At 69.1% G+C, this 17,893-nt stretch carries 18 protein-coding genes; 13 read left to right on the top strand and 5 right to left on the bottom strand.

Annotated features, from left to right (window positions below; all coding sequences use genetic code 11):
- Positions 1-58: 58 nt before the first annotated feature.
- The 3 genes from plsY to EV659_RS02905 all read right to left on the bottom strand — a co-directional run bounded on the left by plsY (position 59) and on the right by EV659_RS02905 (position 2,931).
- Entirely contained in the window at positions 59-643 is a 585-nt protein-coding gene (gene plsY, locus EV659_RS02915) for a glycerol-3-phosphate 1-O-acyltransferase PlsY (RefSeq protein ID WP_132707305.1), read from the bottom strand.
- 84 nt (positions 644-727) lie between these two features.
- Positions 728-1,966 carry a dihydroorotase gene (gene pyrC / locus EV659_RS02910; protein ID WP_132707303.1) on the bottom strand — a complete coding sequence of 413 codons (1,239 nt, stop codon included), beginning with the start codon at positions 1,964-1,966 and terminating at the stop codon, positions 728-730.
- On the bottom strand, positions 1,963-2,931 hold the full coding sequence (locus EV659_RS02905; protein WP_132707665.1) for an aspartate carbamoyltransferase catalytic subunit: 969 nt from the start codon (positions 2,929-2,931) through the stop codon (positions 1,963-1,965). The genes pyrC and EV659_RS02905 overlap by 4 nt, the downstream gene beginning before the upstream one ends.
- Before the next feature lie 176 nt (positions 2,932-3,107).
- On the opposite strand from EV659_RS02905, the gene EV659_RS02900 reads away from it, so the two are divergent.
- The 13 genes from EV659_RS02900 to EV659_RS02845 all read left to right on the top strand — a co-directional run bounded on the left by EV659_RS02900 (position 3,108) and on the right by EV659_RS02845 (position 16,203).
- Positions 3,108-4,259 (top strand): COX15/CtaA family protein, encoded by a 1,152-nt coding sequence (locus tag EV659_RS02900; protein ID WP_132707302.1) that lies wholly within the window; start codon positions 3,108-3,110, stop codon positions 4,257-4,259.
- Positions 4,231-4,614 (top strand): divalent-cation tolerance protein CutA, encoded by a 384-nt coding sequence (cutA, locus tag EV659_RS02895; protein WP_200287487.1) that lies wholly within the window; start codon positions 4,231-4,233, stop codon positions 4,612-4,614. Before EV659_RS02900 ends, cutA begins: the two co-directional genes overlap by 29 nt.
- 214 nt (positions 4,615-4,828) lie before the next feature.
- Positions 4,829-5,287: a 50S ribosomal protein L13 gene (rplM, locus tag EV659_RS02890; protein WP_132707300.1), complete on the top strand. Its 459-nt coding sequence runs from the start codon at positions 4,829-4,831 to the stop codon at positions 5,285-5,287.
- A 5-nt stretch (positions 5,288-5,292) separates the two neighbouring features.
- Complete coding sequence (gene rpsI, locus EV659_RS02885; RefSeq protein ID WP_132707299.1) at positions 5,293-5,802, top strand: 30S ribosomal protein S9; 510 nt, start codon at positions 5,293-5,295, stop codon at positions 5,800-5,802.
- 155 nt (positions 5,803-5,957) lie between these two features.
- Positions 5,958-7,517: a hypothetical protein gene (locus tag EV659_RS14630; RefSeq protein ID WP_165878676.1), complete on the top strand. Its 1,560-nt coding sequence runs from the start codon at positions 5,958-5,960 to the stop codon at positions 7,515-7,517.
- 94 nt (positions 7,518-7,611) lie between these two features.
- Complete coding sequence (locus EV659_RS02880) at positions 7,612-9,846, top strand: protein-disulfide reductase DsbD family protein (RefSeq protein WP_165878675.1); 2,235 nt, start codon at positions 7,612-7,614, stop codon at positions 9,844-9,846.
- Between the two features lie 133 nt (positions 9,847-9,979).
- Positions 9,980-10,630 carry a redoxin domain-containing protein gene (locus EV659_RS02875; protein WP_132707295.1) on the top strand — a complete coding sequence of 217 codons (651 nt, stop codon included), beginning with the start codon at positions 9,980-9,982 and terminating at the stop codon, positions 10,628-10,630.
- A 201-nt stretch (positions 10,631-10,831) separates the two neighbouring features.
- Positions 10,832-11,713 carry a 1-acyl-sn-glycerol-3-phosphate acyltransferase gene (locus EV659_RS02870; RefSeq protein WP_165878674.1) on the top strand — a complete coding sequence of 294 codons (882 nt, stop codon included), beginning with the start codon at positions 10,832-10,834 and terminating at the stop codon, positions 11,711-11,713.
- A gap of 17 nt (positions 11,714-11,730) precedes the next feature.
- A complete protein-coding gene (locus EV659_RS02865) occupies positions 11,731-12,348 on the top strand; it encodes an NnrU family protein (RefSeq protein WP_165878673.1) in 618 nt (205 codons plus the stop codon).
- Positions 12,349-12,551: 203 nt separating this feature from the next.
- Positions 12,552-13,424 carry a flagellar motor stator protein MotA gene (gene motA, locus EV659_RS02860; RefSeq protein WP_132707290.1) on the top strand — a complete coding sequence of 291 codons (873 nt, stop codon included), beginning with the start codon at positions 12,552-12,554 and terminating at the stop codon, positions 13,422-13,424.
- Positions 13,425-13,686: 262 nt separating this feature from the next.
- Entirely contained in the window at positions 13,687-14,805 is a 1,119-nt protein-coding gene (gene argC / locus EV659_RS02855; protein ID WP_132707288.1) for an N-acetyl-gamma-glutamyl-phosphate reductase, read from the top strand.
- A 70-nt stretch (positions 14,806-14,875) separates the two neighbouring features.
- Positions 14,876-15,718: a phytoene/squalene synthase family protein gene (locus EV659_RS02850; RefSeq protein WP_132707286.1), complete on the top strand. Its 843-nt coding sequence runs from the start codon at positions 14,876-14,878 to the stop codon at positions 15,716-15,718.
- Positions 15,719-15,774: 56 nt separating this feature from the next.
- Positions 15,775-16,203, top strand: a complete 429-nt coding sequence (locus EV659_RS02845; protein WP_132707285.1) for a VOC family protein — start codon at positions 15,775-15,777, stop codon at positions 16,201-16,203.
- Positions 16,204-16,360: 157 nt separating this feature from the next.
- Here EV659_RS02845 and EV659_RS02840 read toward each other — a convergent pair whose 3' ends face one another.
- Positions 16,361-17,032, bottom strand: a complete 672-nt coding sequence (locus EV659_RS02840) for a DJ-1/PfpI family protein (RefSeq protein WP_132707283.1) — start codon at positions 17,030-17,032, stop codon at positions 16,361-16,363.
- Between the two features lie 100 nt (positions 17,033-17,132).
- Positions 17,133-17,744 (bottom strand): YceI family protein, encoded by a 612-nt coding sequence (locus EV659_RS02835; RefSeq protein WP_165878672.1) that lies wholly within the window; start codon positions 17,742-17,744, stop codon positions 17,133-17,135.
- Positions 17,745-17,893 lie beyond the last annotated feature (149 nt).

The raw sequence follows: 17,893 nt of genomic DNA, 5'->3' as shown, positions 1-17,893 counted from the left end.
GTTTCGCCGTGCGCGGGCCCTTGTCAATCAAAAGTGGTATAATGACATCGAGTGTCGGCTATTTGGCGCCGATGCGCGGTTCGGTACCGGCGGCCAGGCGCTGAATATTGGCCTTGTGGCGCCAGGTGATCACCAGCGCCAGCGCCAACAGCGCCACCGCCGGATCGATGCCGACCAGGAGATAGGCCGCCACCGGCGTCACCGTCACCGCCACCAGGGCGGCCAGCGACGAGAAGCGGAAGGCCAGCGCGGTCGCCACCCAGGCGGCGCAGGCGGCAGCGCCCAGGCGCCAGTCGACGGCGATCACCAGGCCCAGGAAGGTCGCCACCCCCTTGCCGCCGCGGAACTTGAGGTAGACCGGGAACAGGTGGCCGACCACCGCGGCCACGCCGGCGGCGAGGGCGGCGGTGGGCGCGAAGGCGAGCGCCAGGCCATAGGCGAGCGCGCCCTTGCCGGCGTCGAGCAGCAGCACAGCAGCGGCCAGCGGCTTGTTGCCGGTGCGCAGCACGTTGGTGGCGCCGATATTGCCCGAGCCGATGCGGCGAATGTCGCCATAGCCCGCGGCCCGGGTCAGCACCAGCGCGAAGGGAACCGCCCCCAGCAGATAGCCGAGCAGGATGGCGGGCAGAACGGGCGTGATCATGGCGAGGCGGGCTCCGGTCTGGCGTGAACGGGTCTGAACGGGTCGGGCCGGCGGCGGCGCCGGGCGCGCGCGCGCGCCCCGTGCCTAGGCTTGGTAGAGGGTTTCGCCGGCCACCAGGGTGCGGCGCACCCGGCCCTGGACCGGCAGGCCGTCATGGGGCGTGTTCTTGGTGACGCCCTTGAGCGCGGTCTTGTCGATCCGCCACGGCGCGTCAAGGTCGATCACCACCAGGTCGGCGGGCGCGCCCTCGACCAGCCGCCCGGCGGCCAAGCCCAGCAACTCGGCCGGCCGGCTGGTCAGACAGCGCAACACGGTGACCAGGTCGGCCTCGCCCTTGTGGTAGAGCGCCAGCGCCAGCGCCAGCAGCGCCTCGGCGCCGACCGCGCCCGGCGCCGCCTCGGAAAACGGCAGGCGCTTGTCCTCTTCGTCCTGCGGGTCGTGGACCGAGACGATCACGTCGACGGTGCCGTCGGCGACGGCTGCGGCGCAGGCCGCGCGGTCGGCCTCGTCGCGCAACGGCGGCGACAGCTTGGCGAAGGTGCGATAGTCGCCGACCGCGGTTTCATTGAGCGTCAGATGGTGGGGCGAGACCCCGCAGGTCAGCCGCACGCCGCGCGCCTTGGCCCGGCGCACCACGTCGAGCGTCTCGGCGGCGGTCACCTGGCCCAGATGGCAGCGCCCGCCGCTGAGCTCGGTCAGCCGCGCCTCGCGCTCGGCCAGGATGGTCTCGGCGGCGGCGGGGATGCCGGCCAGGCCCAGCCGGGTGGCGGTGGCGCCCTCGTTCATGACCCCGCCATTGGCCAGGGCGGGGTCCTCGCAATGCTGGACCACCAGGGCGTCGAAGCGCGCGGCGTAGCTGAGCACCCGGCGCATCACCCGGGCGTCGCCGATCGCCCGCCGGCCGTCGGAAAAGCCGACGGCGCCGGCGGCGTGCATCAGCCCCATCTCGGCCATTTCCTGGCCGGCGAGGCCGCGCGTCGCCGCCCCATAGGCCAGCACCCGCACGCCGTCGCGCCGGCCGGTCACATGCTCGACCGCCGCGTCGGTGTCGATCGGCCGGCCGGCATCGGGCATCAGGGCGACGGTGGTGATGCCGCCGGCCAGGCACGCCGCCGGTTCGGCCTTGAACGCCATCATGTCGACGAGGCCGGGGCACAGCAGATGGCCGGCCAGGTCGACCCGGTCGGCGCGCGAGGTGGCGGCGGCCTTGGCGCCGTCGCCGATCGCCTCGATCCGGCCGTCGCGCACCAGCAGCGCGCCCAACTCGTTGCGGCCGCTCGCCGGGTCGATCAGGCGGGCGTTGAGGAACAGCGTTTCGGTCATTGGCCGGCTCCCTTGGCCGCGCGGGCGTGGCGGGTCAACACGTCGAGGCACGCCATGCGCACCGCGACGCCCATCTCCACCTGTGCTTCGACCACCGAGCGGCCGGGCAGGTCGGCGACCGCCGTGGCGATCTCGACGCCGCGGTTCATCGGCCCGGGGTGCATGACCAGCGCGTCGGGCTTGGCCAGGGCCAGCTTGTCCTCGGTCAGGCCGTAGAAGGTGAAATACTCGCGCTCGCTGGGCACGAAGGCGCCGTCCATGCGCTCGCGTTGCAGGCGCAGCATCATCACCACGTCGGCGCCGTCGAGGCCTTCGGCCATGTCGGTGTGCACCGACGCACCCAGCCGCTCGGCGTGCGCCGGCATCAGCGTCGGCGGTGCGACCAGGCGCGGATAGGCGCCCAGGGCGTTCAACAGATAGATGTTGGAGCGCGCCACCCGGCTGTGGGCCACGTCGCCGCAGATCGCCACCTCCAGGCCCTCAATCCGGCCCTTGTGGCGCAGGATGGTCAGCGCGTCGAGCAGTGCCTGGGTCGGGTGTTCGTGCCAGCCGTCGCCGGCGTTGATCACCGCGCCGTCCACCTTCTGGGCCAAGAGCGCCACCGCGCCCGACTGGCGGTGGCGGACCACCAGCACGTCGGGGCGCATGGCGTTCAACGTCTGCGCGGTGTCGAGCAGGGTTTCGCCCTTGCGCACCGAGCTGGCCTCGCCGGTCATCGACACCGTGTCCATGCCCAGCCGTTTGCCGGCGATGTCGAACGACATCATGGTGCGGGTGGAGTTCTCGAAGAACAGGTTGATCTGGGTCAGCCCGGCCAGCGTCGGCTTATGCTTCAGGGCCTGGCGGTTGTGTTCCACATAGCTGTTGGCGGTCTGCAACAGGAAGCGGATTTCCTCGGGCTTCAGCCCGGCGATGCCGAGCAGATGCTTGTGCGGAAACGGATCGCCGCCGGGCGCGTCGATCATCGCCCGGGCGGGAAAGACAAAGGGGTCGGCGGTTTCGGTCATGGCTGGGGTCTATAAGCGCCGGCCGCTGAAAAGGGAAGGGGGCGGCGGTGTGGGCGCGGCAAAGGGGAAGGGCCCGGCGCTGCGGCATCCGATCTCTCTTGTCGACGCTTGCCGGCATGGGTAAGTGAACGGCCATGACCGATCTCCTGCCATCCGCCGGCGCGGGCGAAAGCCTGTCGGCTCCGTCGTCCGCTTCGCCGATCTCCGCGCGGGCGTCCGCCCCGCCGGGCGCGCGTCGGGCGGTGGCGCTGTGGCTGATGGGGGTGGCCGGGCTGGTCGCCTTGATGGTGGTGGTGGGCGGCATCACCCGGCTGACCGAATCCGGCCTGTCGATCGTCTATTGGAAGCCGGTGTCGGGCATTCTGCCGCCGCTGAGCCAGGCCGCCTGGGAGGCCGAGTTCGCGCTCTACCGCACGTCGCCCGAATATATGATCGTCAACCGGGGCATGTCGCTGGGCGAGTTTCAGGTCATCTATTGGTGGGAATATGGCCACCGCTTGCTCGGCCGGCTGATCGGGCTGGCGTTCGCGGTGCCGCTGCTGGGCTTCGCGCTGGCCCGGCGCATCCCGCAGGGCTATGGGCCGCGGCTCTTGGGGCTGCTGGCGCTCGGCGGCGCACAGGGGGCGATGGGCTGGTACATGGTCCAGTCGGGGCTGGTCGACGAGCCCGAGGTCAGCCAGTACCGGCTGGCGGCGCATTTCATGCTCGCCATGGCGATCTTCGCCGCCCTGGTGTGGACCGCGCTCGACCTGTTGCGGCCGCAGGGCGACCCGCCGGCGCGCGCGGCCCGGGCGTCGCGGCCGGCGGTTTGGGTGGCGGCGGCGTTGCTGGCCTTGATCGCCGTGCAACTGTGTGCGGGCGCGTTCGTCGCCGGGCTCAAGGCCGGCCATGTCTACAACACCTGGCCGTTGATGGGTGATCGTTGGCTGCCGTTCGCGCTGTGGGACCTGCGCCCGGCCTGGGTCAATGTCTTCGAGAACCCGGCGACGGTGCAGTTCGTCCACCGGATGACCGGCTATGCCCTGGTGGCGGTGAGCCTGGGGGCCGGCTGGTGGATGGTGCGCCGCGACGAGCCGGTCGCCGGGACCGCCCTGGCGCTCGCCGGTGTCTGCCTGTTGCAGATGACCCTGGGGATCGCCACGTTGCTGGCTCATGTGCCCGTGGCGTTGGGGGCCGCCCACCAGGCCGGCGGGGTGGCCGTGCTGACGCTGGGGATGATTCTGCTGCATCAATCCCTGCCGGCCCGGGAGCCCGCCCATGAGCGCCAACCTCAGCCCGGATCATAGTCCGGACCGCGCCACCAGCGCCGACACCGCGACCGCCGCCGAGGCTGTCACGCTCTATATGACCGCGGCGTCGACCGACGAGGCGCTGGCGATCGCCCGCGCGCTGGTCGCCGAGCGGCTGATCGCCTGTGCCAATGTGGTCGACCCGGTGACCTCGGTGTTCCGCTGGGAGGGCGGCGTCGGGGAGGAGCGCGAAACCGTGGTGTTCATGAAGACCAGCCGGGCGCGCGCCGACGCCGCCATGGCCCGCATCGTCGAACTGCATTCCTACGAGGTGCCGTGCGTCACCGTGCTGCCCGTGGTCGCCGGAAATGCCGGCTATCTCGCTTGGGTAAAACAAGAAACGGAAGATTGAGGTACCCGGATACCTCAACGATAAGCCCCTGTCCCGCAACGCATTTAAAGCTTGACCTGCGACCCGCAAGGGCCTATTCAGCGCGTCAGGACCAGGGCGACGACGGCAGGCGCCGGTCGCCCGACCATGCCTGAATCATGCGACAACAGTGCCGCGGCACGGGTGCGCCTCGATGGGCGGGCCGGTGCCGGTGTGAGCTTAGGAAGGACGAGCCATGAAGACCTATTCGGCCAAGCCCGCCGATGTGGAAAAGAAATGGCTGCTTGTGGACGCGGAAGACGTGGTGCTGGGCCGGTTGGCGGCCGTGGTCGCCAATGTGCTGCGCGGCAAGCACAAGCCCATTTACACGCCCCATATCGACTGCGGCGACAATGTGATCGTGATCAACGCTGACAAGGTGAAGCTGACCGGCAAGAAGCGCCGCGACAAGGTCTACTATCACCACACCGGCTATCCCGGCGGCATCAAGTCGAATACCGCTGCCGAGATCCTGGACGGTCGCTTCCCCGAGCGGGTGATCCAGAAGGCGGTGCAGCGCATGGTGCCCAAGGGCCCGCTCGGTCGGCAGCAGCTGCGCAATCTGAAGGTTTATGCGGGCGCCGATCACCCGCACGCGGCCCAGCAGCCCGAAAAGCTCGACCTGGCCGCCATGAACGATAAGAACGTGAGGTAAGGGCGATGGCCGAGGAAAAGCAAGGTCTGCAGGATTTGAAAGACATCGCCACCGGCGCTGTGTCCGCCGGCGACACCGGTCTGGCCGAAGCCGACGCGCCGACCGAGCGCCAGCCCGAAATCGACGCCCAAGGCCGTGCCTATGCCACGGGTAAGCGCAAGGATGCCGTGGCGCGCGTCTGGATCAAGCCGGGCAGTGGCCGGGTGACGGTCAATGGCCGCGACCAGGAGGTTTATTTCGCCCGTCCGACGCTGCGGCTGATCGTCGATCAGCCGTTCCAGGTGGCCGGCCGCCAGAACCAGTTCGATGTCATCGCCACGGTCAGCGGCGGGGGTCTGTCGGGCCAGGCCGGTGCGGTCAAGCATGGCATCGCCCAGGCGCTCAGCCGCTATGAGCCGGCGCTGCGCTCGCCGCTCAAGGCCGCCGGCTTCCTGACCCGCGACAGCCGGGTCGTCGAACGGAAAAAGTACGGCCGCAAGAAAGCTCGCCGCAGCTTCCAGTTCTCGAAGCGTTAAGTCGAGTTTACATCAAATTGTTCAGAGGCGACCGCTGCCGGCGGTCGCCTTTTTTATTTGTCGATATCGCAGCGACATTTGCGCATGGCGTTCGAACGGGAGTAAGAAGAACCGGCGAAGGAACAGGACGTCGGGTCATCGGGATGGGAGCGGCAATGGTGCGCGAGGACGTCAACCGTAATGTGGTGCGTTTGTTGAGCCGCTTTTCCACCGTCGACACCGCCGCGCTGCTGGTCGAGGCGCAACGGGTCTCGGAGACGGCGCTTCTGGAGACCAGCGGGCTGGTCGACCGCAACGGCCGGGTCAAGCTGCACCTGATCGGGCTGATGGAGGCGCTGCTGACCATGGCGCTGGGCGGCCGGTCGTCGTTTCGAATCCCCAACGACCTGACGGCGGTACGCGACGCGCTGGTGCTGTTTCTCAAGCTCAACCACACGCAGCGCTTTGCCTATCGGGTCGACGACACGCCGATGAGTTGGACGGTGCGCCTGCTCGATCATCTGTTCGCCACCTTTGCCGAGCGCGACCTGTTGACGCTGCAGGACCGGCTGGTGCTGCGGCGGATCAGCGAAAGCGGCGTTTGGGAGACCGCGTTTTCCGCCGCGCTCGAACTATATGTGCGCGCGGTCGAGGGCGGGGCGGCGCTGCTGGCCGAGGCCGACCGGCCGGCCATGGCGTCGGCGGCGACCACGTTCAAGAAAGCGGTCCGTCAGCGTTACGACCGGGTGCCGAAGACCAAGTATGGCAATCCCAATGCCAATTTTCGCGACGTGACCGAATACGCCATCGGTCAGTATCTGGGCGGCTTGGACGTCAACGAGGCGCTCAGCCAGACGCTGGTTCAGGCCCAACTCGGCATCGGCAGCGACCATGGCCAGGCGCGCTTCGAGGCGTTTCTCAAGGCCAACAAGATTACCCCGCAGACCTTTCCCACCACGGTCAAGGAACTGCACAACACGGTCGGCCGGTCGATCCCGTTTCGCGAGACCGAGGCCGAGATCGCCAATGCGCTCTATGCCTATGCCAGCCATGTGGGCAAGGCCCGCGACATGCGCGCGGTGTTCGCCAGCTTCACCGAATCGGTGCTGCCGGTGGCCGCCAAGTGCGCCAAGCTGTTCCGGTTCGCCCATATGGACCAGACCGACCGGGCGCATCTGATCGCGCGGTGGATGCGCGACACCTCGGCGCTCGGCGCGGTGCGCGGCATGAGCCTGCGCGACGAGGTGGAATTGCTGCTGCCCCAGATCACCAAGGACGATCTGCAAAATCTCGGTGCGTTCCGCGGCGGGCGGACCAAGGGGGCGAGACTGACCGAGGCCGAACTGGACGGCTATGTGAAGACCCGCACCGACCTTTTGACCCTCAATGCCATCAACCAGAAGATGAAGCGGGTCGAAGACGCGATCCTGGCCCAGATCGCCAAGACCGAGCGCTTCACCGCCCAACCGGGTCAGGCGCAGCCGCGCGACACCACCTTCGGTATCCAGGAGTTTTTCCGCTGCATGCGCGCGGTGTTCGAGGACATCTTCGAGATCGCCGACACCAACCGGCGCCAGCAACTGCAAAGCCTGAGCACCTTCAACCGGGCTTATGGGCCGTTGTCGCTGGTCAACATGCTGGTGCCGCGCGAACGCAAGGTGCGCATCGAGGACTGGGTGCCGCAGGCGCGCGCCCGGCTGGCCGAGGTGCCCTATTATGTGTTCGAGGGCGAGTGACCCGCAGGCCGAAACGCCCGGTCACGCACAGTTGAGACCCGCGCTCGATCGCGCTGCCTTTAAACTGACGCGCGATCGGCGTATCTCGGGGGCCATGACACGGTCCCTGATTTCCCTTTTCCTGCTCGTCCTGTCGATGGCCGCGCAGGCGCAAACGCCCCAAGCGGTGGTCGAGAACGACAACACCACCGTGCGGGTCTATAGCGAGGTCGCCTCGGTGGCGCCGGGCGAGCCGTTTTGGCTCGGCGTCGAGCTCGACCCCAGCACCGGCTGGCATACCTATTGGCGCAATCCCGGCGATTCGGGCATGACCAACGCGCTCGCCTGGACGCTGCCCGAGGGCGTGACCGCCGCGCCGCCGCTCTACCCGGTGCCCGCGCGGCTGCCGCTCGGGCCGCTGATGAACTATGGCTACAAGGGGGCTGCGACCCTGCTGGTGCGGGTGACGCCGCCCGACGATCTGGGCCAGCGGGTGGCCGGCGACCGGCTGCCGGTGGTCCTGGCCGCCGACTGGTTGGTGTGCGCCGATATCTGTGTGCCGGAATCGGCGCGGCTGTCGTTCTCGTTGCCGCTCGGCGACGGCGCCGCCGACCCGGCGGCCGCCGAGCGTTTCGCCGGTGCGCGTGCCGCGCTGCCGGGCGCCAGCCCCTGGACCGCCCAGGCGGTCAGCGATGGTGAGCGTTTGCGCCTCGACGTGACCACCGCCACGGCGGCGCTCGCCACCGTCACCGAGGCCTATTTCTTCCCGCGCGACGCCATGCTGATCGACCATGCCGCCGGCCAGGCGGTTTCGGCGGGCGAAGACGGCTTTTCGCTGACCGTGCCGCTGGCCGCCGGCGTCGAGCCGGAGGGGCCGGTGCGCGGGCTGCTCAAGGTCTGGCCGGCCGATGGGCCGGCGCGCGGCTATGCGCTGACCGCGGCGCTGGAGCAGGGGCCGGTGGCCGCCCCCGCCGGCACGCCCAGCGCGCAGGCCGCCGATGTCGGCGATCGCGGCGCCGGCGATCAGGGCGCGGGCGCGTCCACCGTTGGCGGCGCCGGCGCGCCGGGGGCCGATCTGGGTGTGCTGACGGCGCTCGCTTTCGCGTTGGTCGGCGGCGTGTTGCTCAATCTGATGCCGTGCGTGTTTCCGGTGCTGTCGCTCAAGGCGTTGGCCATGGTTCAGGGCGGCCAACGCGGCGCCCGCCATCGCCGGGTCGAGGGCGCGGCCTACACGGTGGGCGTGCTGGTGTCCATGCTGGCCCTGGCCGGCGTGCTGTTGGCGCTCAAGGCGGCCGGCCAGTCGGTGGGCTGGGGCTTCCAGTTGCAGAATCCTTGGATCATCCTCGGCTTGATCCTGGTGTTGTTCGCCGTCGGGCTCAACCTGGCGGGGCTGGTCTCGGTCGGTGGGCGGTTCGCCGGCGTGGGCCAGGGCCTGACCCAGCGCTCAGGCCCGGTGGGCGCTTTCTTCACCGGCGTGCTGGCCACCGTGGTGGCGACCCCGTGCACCGCGCCGTTCATGGCCGTGGCTCTGGGCTTTGCGCTGACCCAGACGGCCGGTGTGGCCCTGGCGGTGTTCGCCGCCCTGGGTCTGGGGCTGGCCCTGCCGATTCTGGCGATCAGCACGATCCCGCCCCTGGCCGCGGTGCTGCCGCGCCCCGGCGCCTGGATGGAGGTGTTCAAGCAAGCGCTCGCCTTTCCGGTGTTTCTGACCGTGGTCTGGCTGGTTTGGGTGCTCGGCATCCAGACCGGTGCCGACGGCGTTGCGGCGGCGTTGGCGGCGATGGTGCTGCTGGCGTTCATGGTCTGGATGGCGCGCGTATGGGGCGGCAGTGCGGCGTGGCGCGGCGTCGGCGTGGTGTTGGCGCTGGTCGGCACGGTGGCCTGGGTGATGGCGGCGCCGGTGACATTGGCGTCGCGACCGGTGGCCGGGCAGGCCGCGAGCGCCGGGGCGGTGGCGCAGCAACCGTTCAGCCGGGACCGGCTGGAGGCCCTGCGCGCCGCGGGCGAGCCGGTGTTCGTCTACTTCACCGCTGCCTGGTGCATTACCTGTCAGGTCAACGAGCGCGTGGCGCTCGCCGCGCCGCGGGTCGAGCGCTTCCTGGCCGAGCGCGATATCCATGTGCTGGTCGGCGACTGGACCAGCCGCGACGACCGCATCGGCCGGGTGCTGCGCCGCTATGGGCGCAGCGGTGTGCCGCTCTATTTGTTCTTCACCGGGCCGGGGGAGCCGGTTATCCTGCCTCAGATCCTGACGCCCGAGGGCGTGATGGACGACATCTCGGCAGCCCTGGCGGCCGCCGAAGCCGCGGTGTCGGGTAGCCGGGCGGATGCTGCATCGTCGATGCGCTGAGGTGCCGGCCGGTGGCGGTCCCAGGGCCAGCGCATCGGCCAGCGGATCGGCCAGCGGAGCCGCATACCGGCAATCGGGAAACCGGACCGGCGATACCGGATCGGTCATCCGGGCAGGAGGCAGGAGGGACAAGATGGCGCGTGTCTGGCAAGCCACCCGAACCGCGGTGCGAAGCGCCGGCCTTGGTCTGGGCGTTTTCGTTTGTGTGCTCTTGGGCGGTGCGAGCGCCGCCGTCGCCGCCGAGGGGCCGCAACCCAACGCGCCCGCGCCGGTGTTCGAAGGCGCCACCGCCGACGGGCACATGGTCGCGCTCGACCAGTTTCGCGGCCAGCCGGTGGTGCTCGAATGGACCAACCATCTGTGCCCCTATGTCCAGAAACATTATGGCGCGGGTAACATGCAGGCGCTGCAACGGCGTCTGACCGACGCGGGGGCGGTGTGGCTGTCGGTGATCAGTTCGGCGCCCGGCAAGCAGGGGTATGTGAGCGGCAAGGAGGCGCGCGCGCTGACCGATGCCCGCGACGCCGCGCCCACCCATGTGCTGTTGGACCCCGACGGCCGGATCGGTCGGGCTTATGGCGCCACCGCCACCCCGCACATGTTTCTGATCGACGCCGAGGGGATACTGCGCTACATGGGCGCCATCGACGACCAGCCGTCCGCCGATCCGGCGACGGTTGAGACGGCGGAGAATTATCTGGCAGCCGCCTGGGACGCCGTGGCGGCGGGCGCGGCGCCCGAGACCCAGGTGACGCGGGCTTATGGCTGCTCGGTCAAGTATTAAGGCGGGACAGGCTCGTCGTCCGTCGGGCTTCGGTCGCGGAGGATGGCATCGAGGCGGCAAGGACCATCGGCGACCATGACCCTTGGACGGACCACCCAAACCCCGGCCGGACCGCTGCGCGTTCGCCACAACGCGGCGTCGACGCGGAGCGTGCGATGGCCGGACGGCGGCGACCCGCACAACACGGACAAGATGGACGCGATGAGCGACACCAATAAGCATATTGTCGATGTGCTGATCGAGGAGCGCGCCACCCGGCTGCGCCGCCACCCGATGGTCTGGGCGGCGGTGCGTAAGGTGTTCCTGCCGATCCTGCGCCACAAGACGGCGATCCAGATGGTCGATGCCGTGCAAGGGCTGACCGCCTTCGACGTCATGGACAATGTGGTCGATCTTCTGGACCTCGACGTCCGCATCGACGGGCTCGACCGGGTGCCCAAGGAAGGCCCGGTGGTGATCCTGCCCAATCATCCCACCGGCATCGTCGACGGCATCACCATCTATCAGGGCCTGCGCGGCTATCGCTCCGACGTGGCGTTTTTCGTCAATCGTGACGCCATCCGCGCGGTGGCGGCGCTGGGGCAGATGATGATCCCGGTGGAGTGGGAACAGGAGCGCCGCAACCGCAGCCGCAGCAAGGAAACCCTGCTGGCCGCCGTGCGCATGTTTCAGGAGGCGCGCGCTGTGGTGATTTTCCCGTCCGGCCGGCTGGCCTATCGCCAGGGCGGGCGGCTGCGCGAACGGCCATGGCTGTCGACGCCGCTGACCTTCGCGCGCAAGTATAACGCGCCCATCGTGCCGCTGCACATCAATGGCCGTAATTCGCACATGTTCTATTTTCTGGCGGCGATCAACGAAGAGCTGCGCGATATGACGCTGTTCAACGAGATGCTGAACAAGCGCGGCACCCGCTTCGACATGACCTTCGCCGACCCGATCGACCCGTTCAGTCTCGACGAGGACCCGGCCGAGGCAATCGGGCAATTGCAGGATTATGTGGAAAACGACCTGTCGGCCGGCCGCGATTGGGCGGCGCGCTTTCCGCAATGGCGACGACCGGCGCCCGCGCCGGCGGCGGATTAACAGGAGGAAGCGACCCGATGACCACGCTGACGGCCGGATTGGCCCTGTTCTTCGGCAGCCATGTGGCCAGTGGCCTGTACCCCGTGCGCCGGGCCCTTGCCGGTGCCATGGGCGAGGGCGCCTATAAGGGGCTGGTCACCGTCGCCAGCCTGGCCGGGATCGCGCTGATGGTGCTCGGCGCCCGCGCCATGGGCTTCGTGCCGGTCTATACGCCGCCCGCCTATGGGCCGCTGGTGCCCGCTCTGCTGATGCCGGCGGCGTTCATCCTGATGTCCGGGGCCTATTCCGACCCGGGCATGAAGGCGGTGGTGCGTCACCCGTTCCTGTGGGCGATCGGTCTGTTCGCCGCCTCGCACCTGGTGGCCAATGGCGAGTTATCGCTGTTGATGGTGTTCGGCGCCTTTCTGGTTTACGCGCCCCTGGCCATGCTGCTGGCCGACGCCAAGATGCGGGCGCGCGACCCGCAGAGGTTCGCCGAGTTGGCGGCGCGGTCGTCCAACATCCCGTTTGCCGCGTGGGCCAAGGCGCCGCAAAAGCCCAAGCTGCGTAGCGTGATCGTCGGCCTGGTGCTGTATGTCGTGGTGTTCTGGACCCATGCCCTGGTGATCGGCAAGTCGGCCGCCATCAGCCTCTGAGCGCCGACCGCCCAAGCGCTCGCCGCGCACGTCAGCGCGATCGGGCCACCGGCACCGCCGGCCGGCGGGGTGATCCATGCCCGCCCGCCGGCAACCGCCGCCGCCGCCGCCGCCGGCCCGCCGCCCTTTAACCGTTTCTTAGGCGCGTCAATGCCATATCCGGTGGAACGCCAGAGGTTTGTTTTGCCCCAGAGAAACGCCTGATGTTGATCTTTATCGGCCTTGCCCTCACGTTTGTCATGGTGTTCGCCGGGTATATCCTGTCCGGCGGCTCGATGGGCATCATCCTCAAGGCGCTGCCCTACGAGTTGATGATCATCTTCGGCAGCGCTTGCGGCGCGTACTTGATGGCCAATTCGGGGGGCGTGCTCAAACACACCTTTCAGGGCATCTCCAAGGTCATCAAAGGCCCCAAATGGGGCGCCGACGACTATAAGGACGCGCTCAGTCTGATCTACCTGCTGGTCAAGTTGATGCGACAAAAGGGCGTGATCGCCGTCGAGCCGCACATCGAAGACCCGGAAAGTTCCAAGATCTTCCAGCACTTCCCGAAGATCGCCGCGGACCACCATCTGGTGACCTTCATCTGCGACTATATCCGCATGATGACCATGAACTTCGAAGACCCGAGCCAGATGGAAGAGGCGATGGACCTGGACATCGCCCGCCACGAGGCCGAGGAGCACGAGCCCCAGCACGCGCTGCAAAGCATGGCCGACGGGATGCCGGCGCTGGGCATCGTCGCCGCCGTGCTCGGTATCATCAAGACCATGGCGTCGATCAACGAGCCGGTGGACGTGCTCGGCCGCATGGTCGGCGGCGCCCTGGTCGGCACCTTTCTCGGCATTTTCCTCAGCTATCTGATCGTCGGCCCGATGTCGCAGCGGCTCAAGCAGGTGCTGGCCGAAGAGCACCAGATGATGAAGATCATCAAGGTGATGCTGATCTCGCACCTGCAGGGCAATGCGCCCCAGGTGACGGTGGAGATCGGCCGGCGCAACGTGCCGTCGCACCTGATGCCCGGCTTTGCCGAAATGGAAGAAAAGGTCAGCGAACTGCCGCCGGACCTGGCCTGACCGGCACGGTCGGCGCCGACCGCCCGCGCCCGTGGTCAGACCAGGGCCGAGGCGGTCGCCGGCCTTGCTCGCGCCTCAAGGCGACGCTGCCCGCGTCGCCTTTTTTCGTTCCGGGCCCCGGGGCCGCTCGATTAACCGTCGCAATGCGGCTGGCGGACCACGGTTTGGTCTAGCGATCCGGGGCGCCGCTGCGCTATGCCGGGCGCAATGGCGGTCGCGGATCACGCGCGGCCGCGCTCAGCCGAAGAAGGGGTTGCATCCGATGTCACAGAAAAAGCGCGTCGCCGTCCTGGGCGCCTCGGGCTATACGGGCGCCGAGACGGTGCGCCTGCTGGCCGCCCATCCGCACGTGGAAATCGTCATCCTGACCGCCGAGCGCAAGGCTGGCCAGGCGCTGGGCGCGGTGTTCCCGCATCTGGCCGGGCTGGCGCTGCCCGATCTGATCCACCTGGACGATGTGGAGTGGCACGGGGCCGAACTCGACGCGGTGATCTGCGCGCTGCCCCATGTGGCGAGCCAGGAGGTGGTCGGCGCGCTGTTCCATGCCACCGAGCACACCGTCCTCGACGACATCGTGGGTCTTGCCGAACCGTCGCCCACCGGGTTCGAGGGCCAGGTGCGCGTGCTCGACCTGTCGGCGGATTTCCGGCTCACCGATGCGGCGGCCTATGAGGAATGGTACGGCCGGCCGCACCAGGCGCCCAAGCTGCAAACCCGCGCCGTCTATGCGTTGCCCGAGCGCAACCGCGCGGCGATCCGCAACACCGCGCTGGCTGCCATGCCGGGCTGCTATCCCACCGCGGCGTTGTTGGCGCTGTTGCCGCTGGTCGACGCCGGCCAGATCGACGTGGACGACATCGCCATCGACGCCAAGTCGGGCGTCTCGGGGGCCGGGCGCTCGCTCAAGGAGCAGAACCTCTATTGCGAGGTCGGCGAGGCCATGCACCCCTATGCGGTCGGCCGCCACCGCCACATGCCCGAAATGGAGCAGGAACTGGGCAAGGCCGCCGGCCGGCCGGTGCGCATCGGCTTCACGCCGCACCTGGTGCCGATGAACCGGGGCGAGTTGGAGACCATCTATGTGCGCCTGAGCCCCGGCCACACCGCCGAGGCGCTCAAGGACACGTTGCGCGCGGCCTATGCCGAGGAACCGTTCGTCACCGTGCTGCCGGGCGATCTTGCCCCGGCGACGCGCATGGTGCGCGGCTCGAACCAGTGCGTGCTCAACGTGTTCGAGGACCGGCGGGCCGGCCGCGCCATCGTCGTCGCGGCGATCGACAATCTCATCAAGGGCGCGGGCGGTCAGGCGGTCCAGGCCATGAACATCATGTTCGGCTGGGACGAGACCACCGGGCTGACCCAGGCGCCGCTATTCCCCTGAGCGGCTCAGGCACCGCGTCGCAACGCGACCGCTTCGAACCGCCGCCCCCACGCCCGGCCAAGGAGAGGCCATGGACGCCGAGACCGCTCGCTACTGCGCCGACATGGTGCGCGACGACGATTACGACCGCTATCTGACCGTGCTGTGCGCGGCGCCCGAACACCGCCGGGCGCTGTTCGCGCTCTATGCCTTCAACCAGGAGGTCGCCAAGACCCGCGAGCAGGTCACCGAATCGACCCTGGGCGAGATCCGCTTGCAGTGGTGGCGCGAGACGGTGGACGGCCTCTATGCGGGCGACGCCCGGCGCCACCCGGTGGCCGAGGAACTGGCCGCGGCACCGGCTGCCGGGCTGCCCCAGGCGCTGCTGATCGAGATCATCGACGGCCGCGTCGGCGACCTTTATGACGACGCCCCCAAGCGCTTCGACGACTTGTTCGCCTATGCCGACGCCACCGGCGGCGCGGTCACCGAAGCGGCGGTGCGCCTGACCGGCACCGACGCGCGCCGGGCGCTGGCGGTGGCGCGCGGCGTCGGCGTCGCCTGGGCCTTGGTCGGGCTGGTGCGGGCGTTCGGCTTCCACGCCGAGATGCGCCGGTCCTATCTGCCCGAGGCGGAGATGGCGGCCGCCGGCATCGCCCGCGAGACGCTGTTCCGCGGCGAGTTCGCGCCCGAGCTGACGCCGCTGATCGAGCGCCTGGGCGACGAGGCCCGGCGGCGCATCAAGGCGGCGCGCGGCTATCGCGCCGAGGTGCCGGCCGCGGCCCGGCCGGTGCTGCTGATCGCCGGCCTGGCCGAGGGTTATCTGGACCGGTTGAAGGCGGCGCGCGGCAACCCGCTCGACGCCGATTTCCACCGCGGCCAGACGGCCCGGCTGTTGCGGCTTTATGGCCAGTCCCTGACCGGGCGGTTCTGAGCCGGCGCGCCGAATAGCGGTTTCACCGGTCGGCCCATGCCGGTAAGGTATGGCCCATGGACCAGAGATTGAGCGTCATCACCCTGGGGGTGGCGGATTTGGCCGCCTCGCGGGCGTTTTATGACCGTCTGGGGTGGCGCGCCGCCAATGCCGGAACCGAGGAAATCGCCAGCATCGTCGCCTATGACCTGAACGGGTTTTCGTTGGCGCTGTACCCGCTCGACCGGTTGGCGCAAGACGCCACGGTTCCGCTGACCAAAGGCGCCCATCCGCCGGTCACGCTGGCTTATGGGGTGTCGTCGCCCGATGAGGTCGACCACATGCTGGTCCGGGCGGAGCGGGCCGGCGGCGCGCTCGTCAAGGCAGGGCAGAAGGTGTCCTGGGGCGGCTATTCGGGCTACTTCGCAGACCCGGACGGCTATCTTTGGGAAGTGGCGCACAACCCCTTCGCCACTTTAGGCGCCGACGGGTCGTTCAAGTGGTAGCATTGGCATAGGCCCTTTGCCGGGGCCGTGGCCGATTGCCGTCTATGACCGTTTGGCCGTGGCCGCCGTCGATTGACTGGACGGGGCGGTTTGGCCGAAAGCGGCCGGATGCTGTCAATGCTTTGCTCGTGCGGGCCCGGGCGGCCCCATAAGCCGCTCAGCGTTGGTCCAGGTGGCGGCGGCGTTCGGCCAGGGCGTCGGCGAGGCGTTCGCGCAGGTCGGCCACCAGTTGGGGGTCGGCGGCGTCGGGCGAGCCGGCCCGGAACGGCGGCTGCGGGTCGTATTCCATGGACAATTGGATCAACTGCGCGGTGCGCGCGCCGGCCAGTTCGGCGACCACGGTCAGCGCGAAGTCGATGCCCGCGGTGATGCCGGCGCCGGTAATCCGGTTGCGGTCGCGGACCACCCGGTCGTGCACCGGCACGGCGCCGAACTTGGCCAGATAGTCGGTCCATAGCCAATGGCTGGTGGCGCGATAGCCGTCGAGCAGGCCGGCAGCCCCCAACACCAGCGAGCCCGTACACACCGAGGTCACATAACGACAGCTGGGCGCCATGGCGCGCAGAAAATCGAGCGTTTCAGTGTCCTGGAACAAGGCCGTCTGACCCGGTCCGCCGGGCACCAGGATCAGGTCGAGGCCGGGGCAGGTGTCGAAGGTGGCCGACGGCGTCAGCCACAGGCCGCTTTCCGCCTGTACGGGGTCGAGCGATTTCCAAATGAGATGCTGGCGGCAGTGGGGCAGGCGGGCGAATACCTCGTGCGGACCGGTCAGGTCCAATTGCGTGACCCCGGGAAACAGCAAAAAGCCGATTTCGATCGCTGGTTTCATGGCATCGCGTCGCCGATCCGATTGCTCTCTTGCACCCTAAAGGGCGTGCCGGGGGATGCAAGGGCGTCGATGGCCCGCCGGCCGGCAGCGACGGTCGGTCTCAGGGCCGGGCGGGCGATGCGGCAGGCTGGTAAATCAGTTCGGCGTCGATGGTCAGATGCACCGTATCGCCCACTGCCGGCCGCCAGCGCCCCAGCCCCAGGCGTGACCGACGCACGGTCCCGGTGGCCGAAAAGCCCAGCGTCTGTGCGCCGCTGATCGGGTTGGGGGCGGCGCCGTTGAAGGTCACGTGAAGGCGGAGCGGATGGCTGCGGCCCTTGAGCGTCAGCATGCCGTCGACGGTGCCGGCGGTGGGGCCGGTGAGCGTGATATCGCCGCTGTCGAACCGGATCAGGGGGTGGGCCTGGCTGTCGAACAGGTCCGGCGCGTGCAGTTGGGCGTCGAGCGCCGGCACGCCGGTGTGCAGGCTCAGCGTGTCGACGGCCACCGCCAAGCGGCTTTTGGCCGGGTCTTGGGGGTCGAAGGTCAACCGGCCGGTCACCGTGTCGAAGCGGCCGCGAAAGACAGAATAGCCCAGATGGTCGACGGCCCACAGCACCGCCGTGTGGTCGGGATCGATCCGGTAGACGCCGGCGGGGGCCGCCTGTGCCGAGGGGTCGGGGCTGTGGGTGATCACCCGCACCGCCGTACAGCCGGTCAACGCCGCCAGCAAGGCGAGACCGGCCGCGCGCGGACGGGGCGGGGGCTTCGGCCGGCCCAGGCGGCCCCGGCGGCGCCGGCGGCCCGGGCGGGCTGGGCGGTTTGGGAGCTCGGGGTGGGTTGGCGGCCGGGCGCGGATGGGCATGATCGTTTGACCGGTTT

It is taken from the genome of Rhodothalassium salexigens DSM 2132, assembly GCF_004341375.1.
Classification (GTDB): Bacteria; Pseudomonadota; Alphaproteobacteria; order Sphingomonadales; family Rhodothalassiaceae; genus Rhodothalassium; species Rhodothalassium salexigens.
The sequence above is the reverse complement of the archived record's forward strand: the minus strand, read 5'-3'. Positions and strand labels throughout refer to the sequence as shown.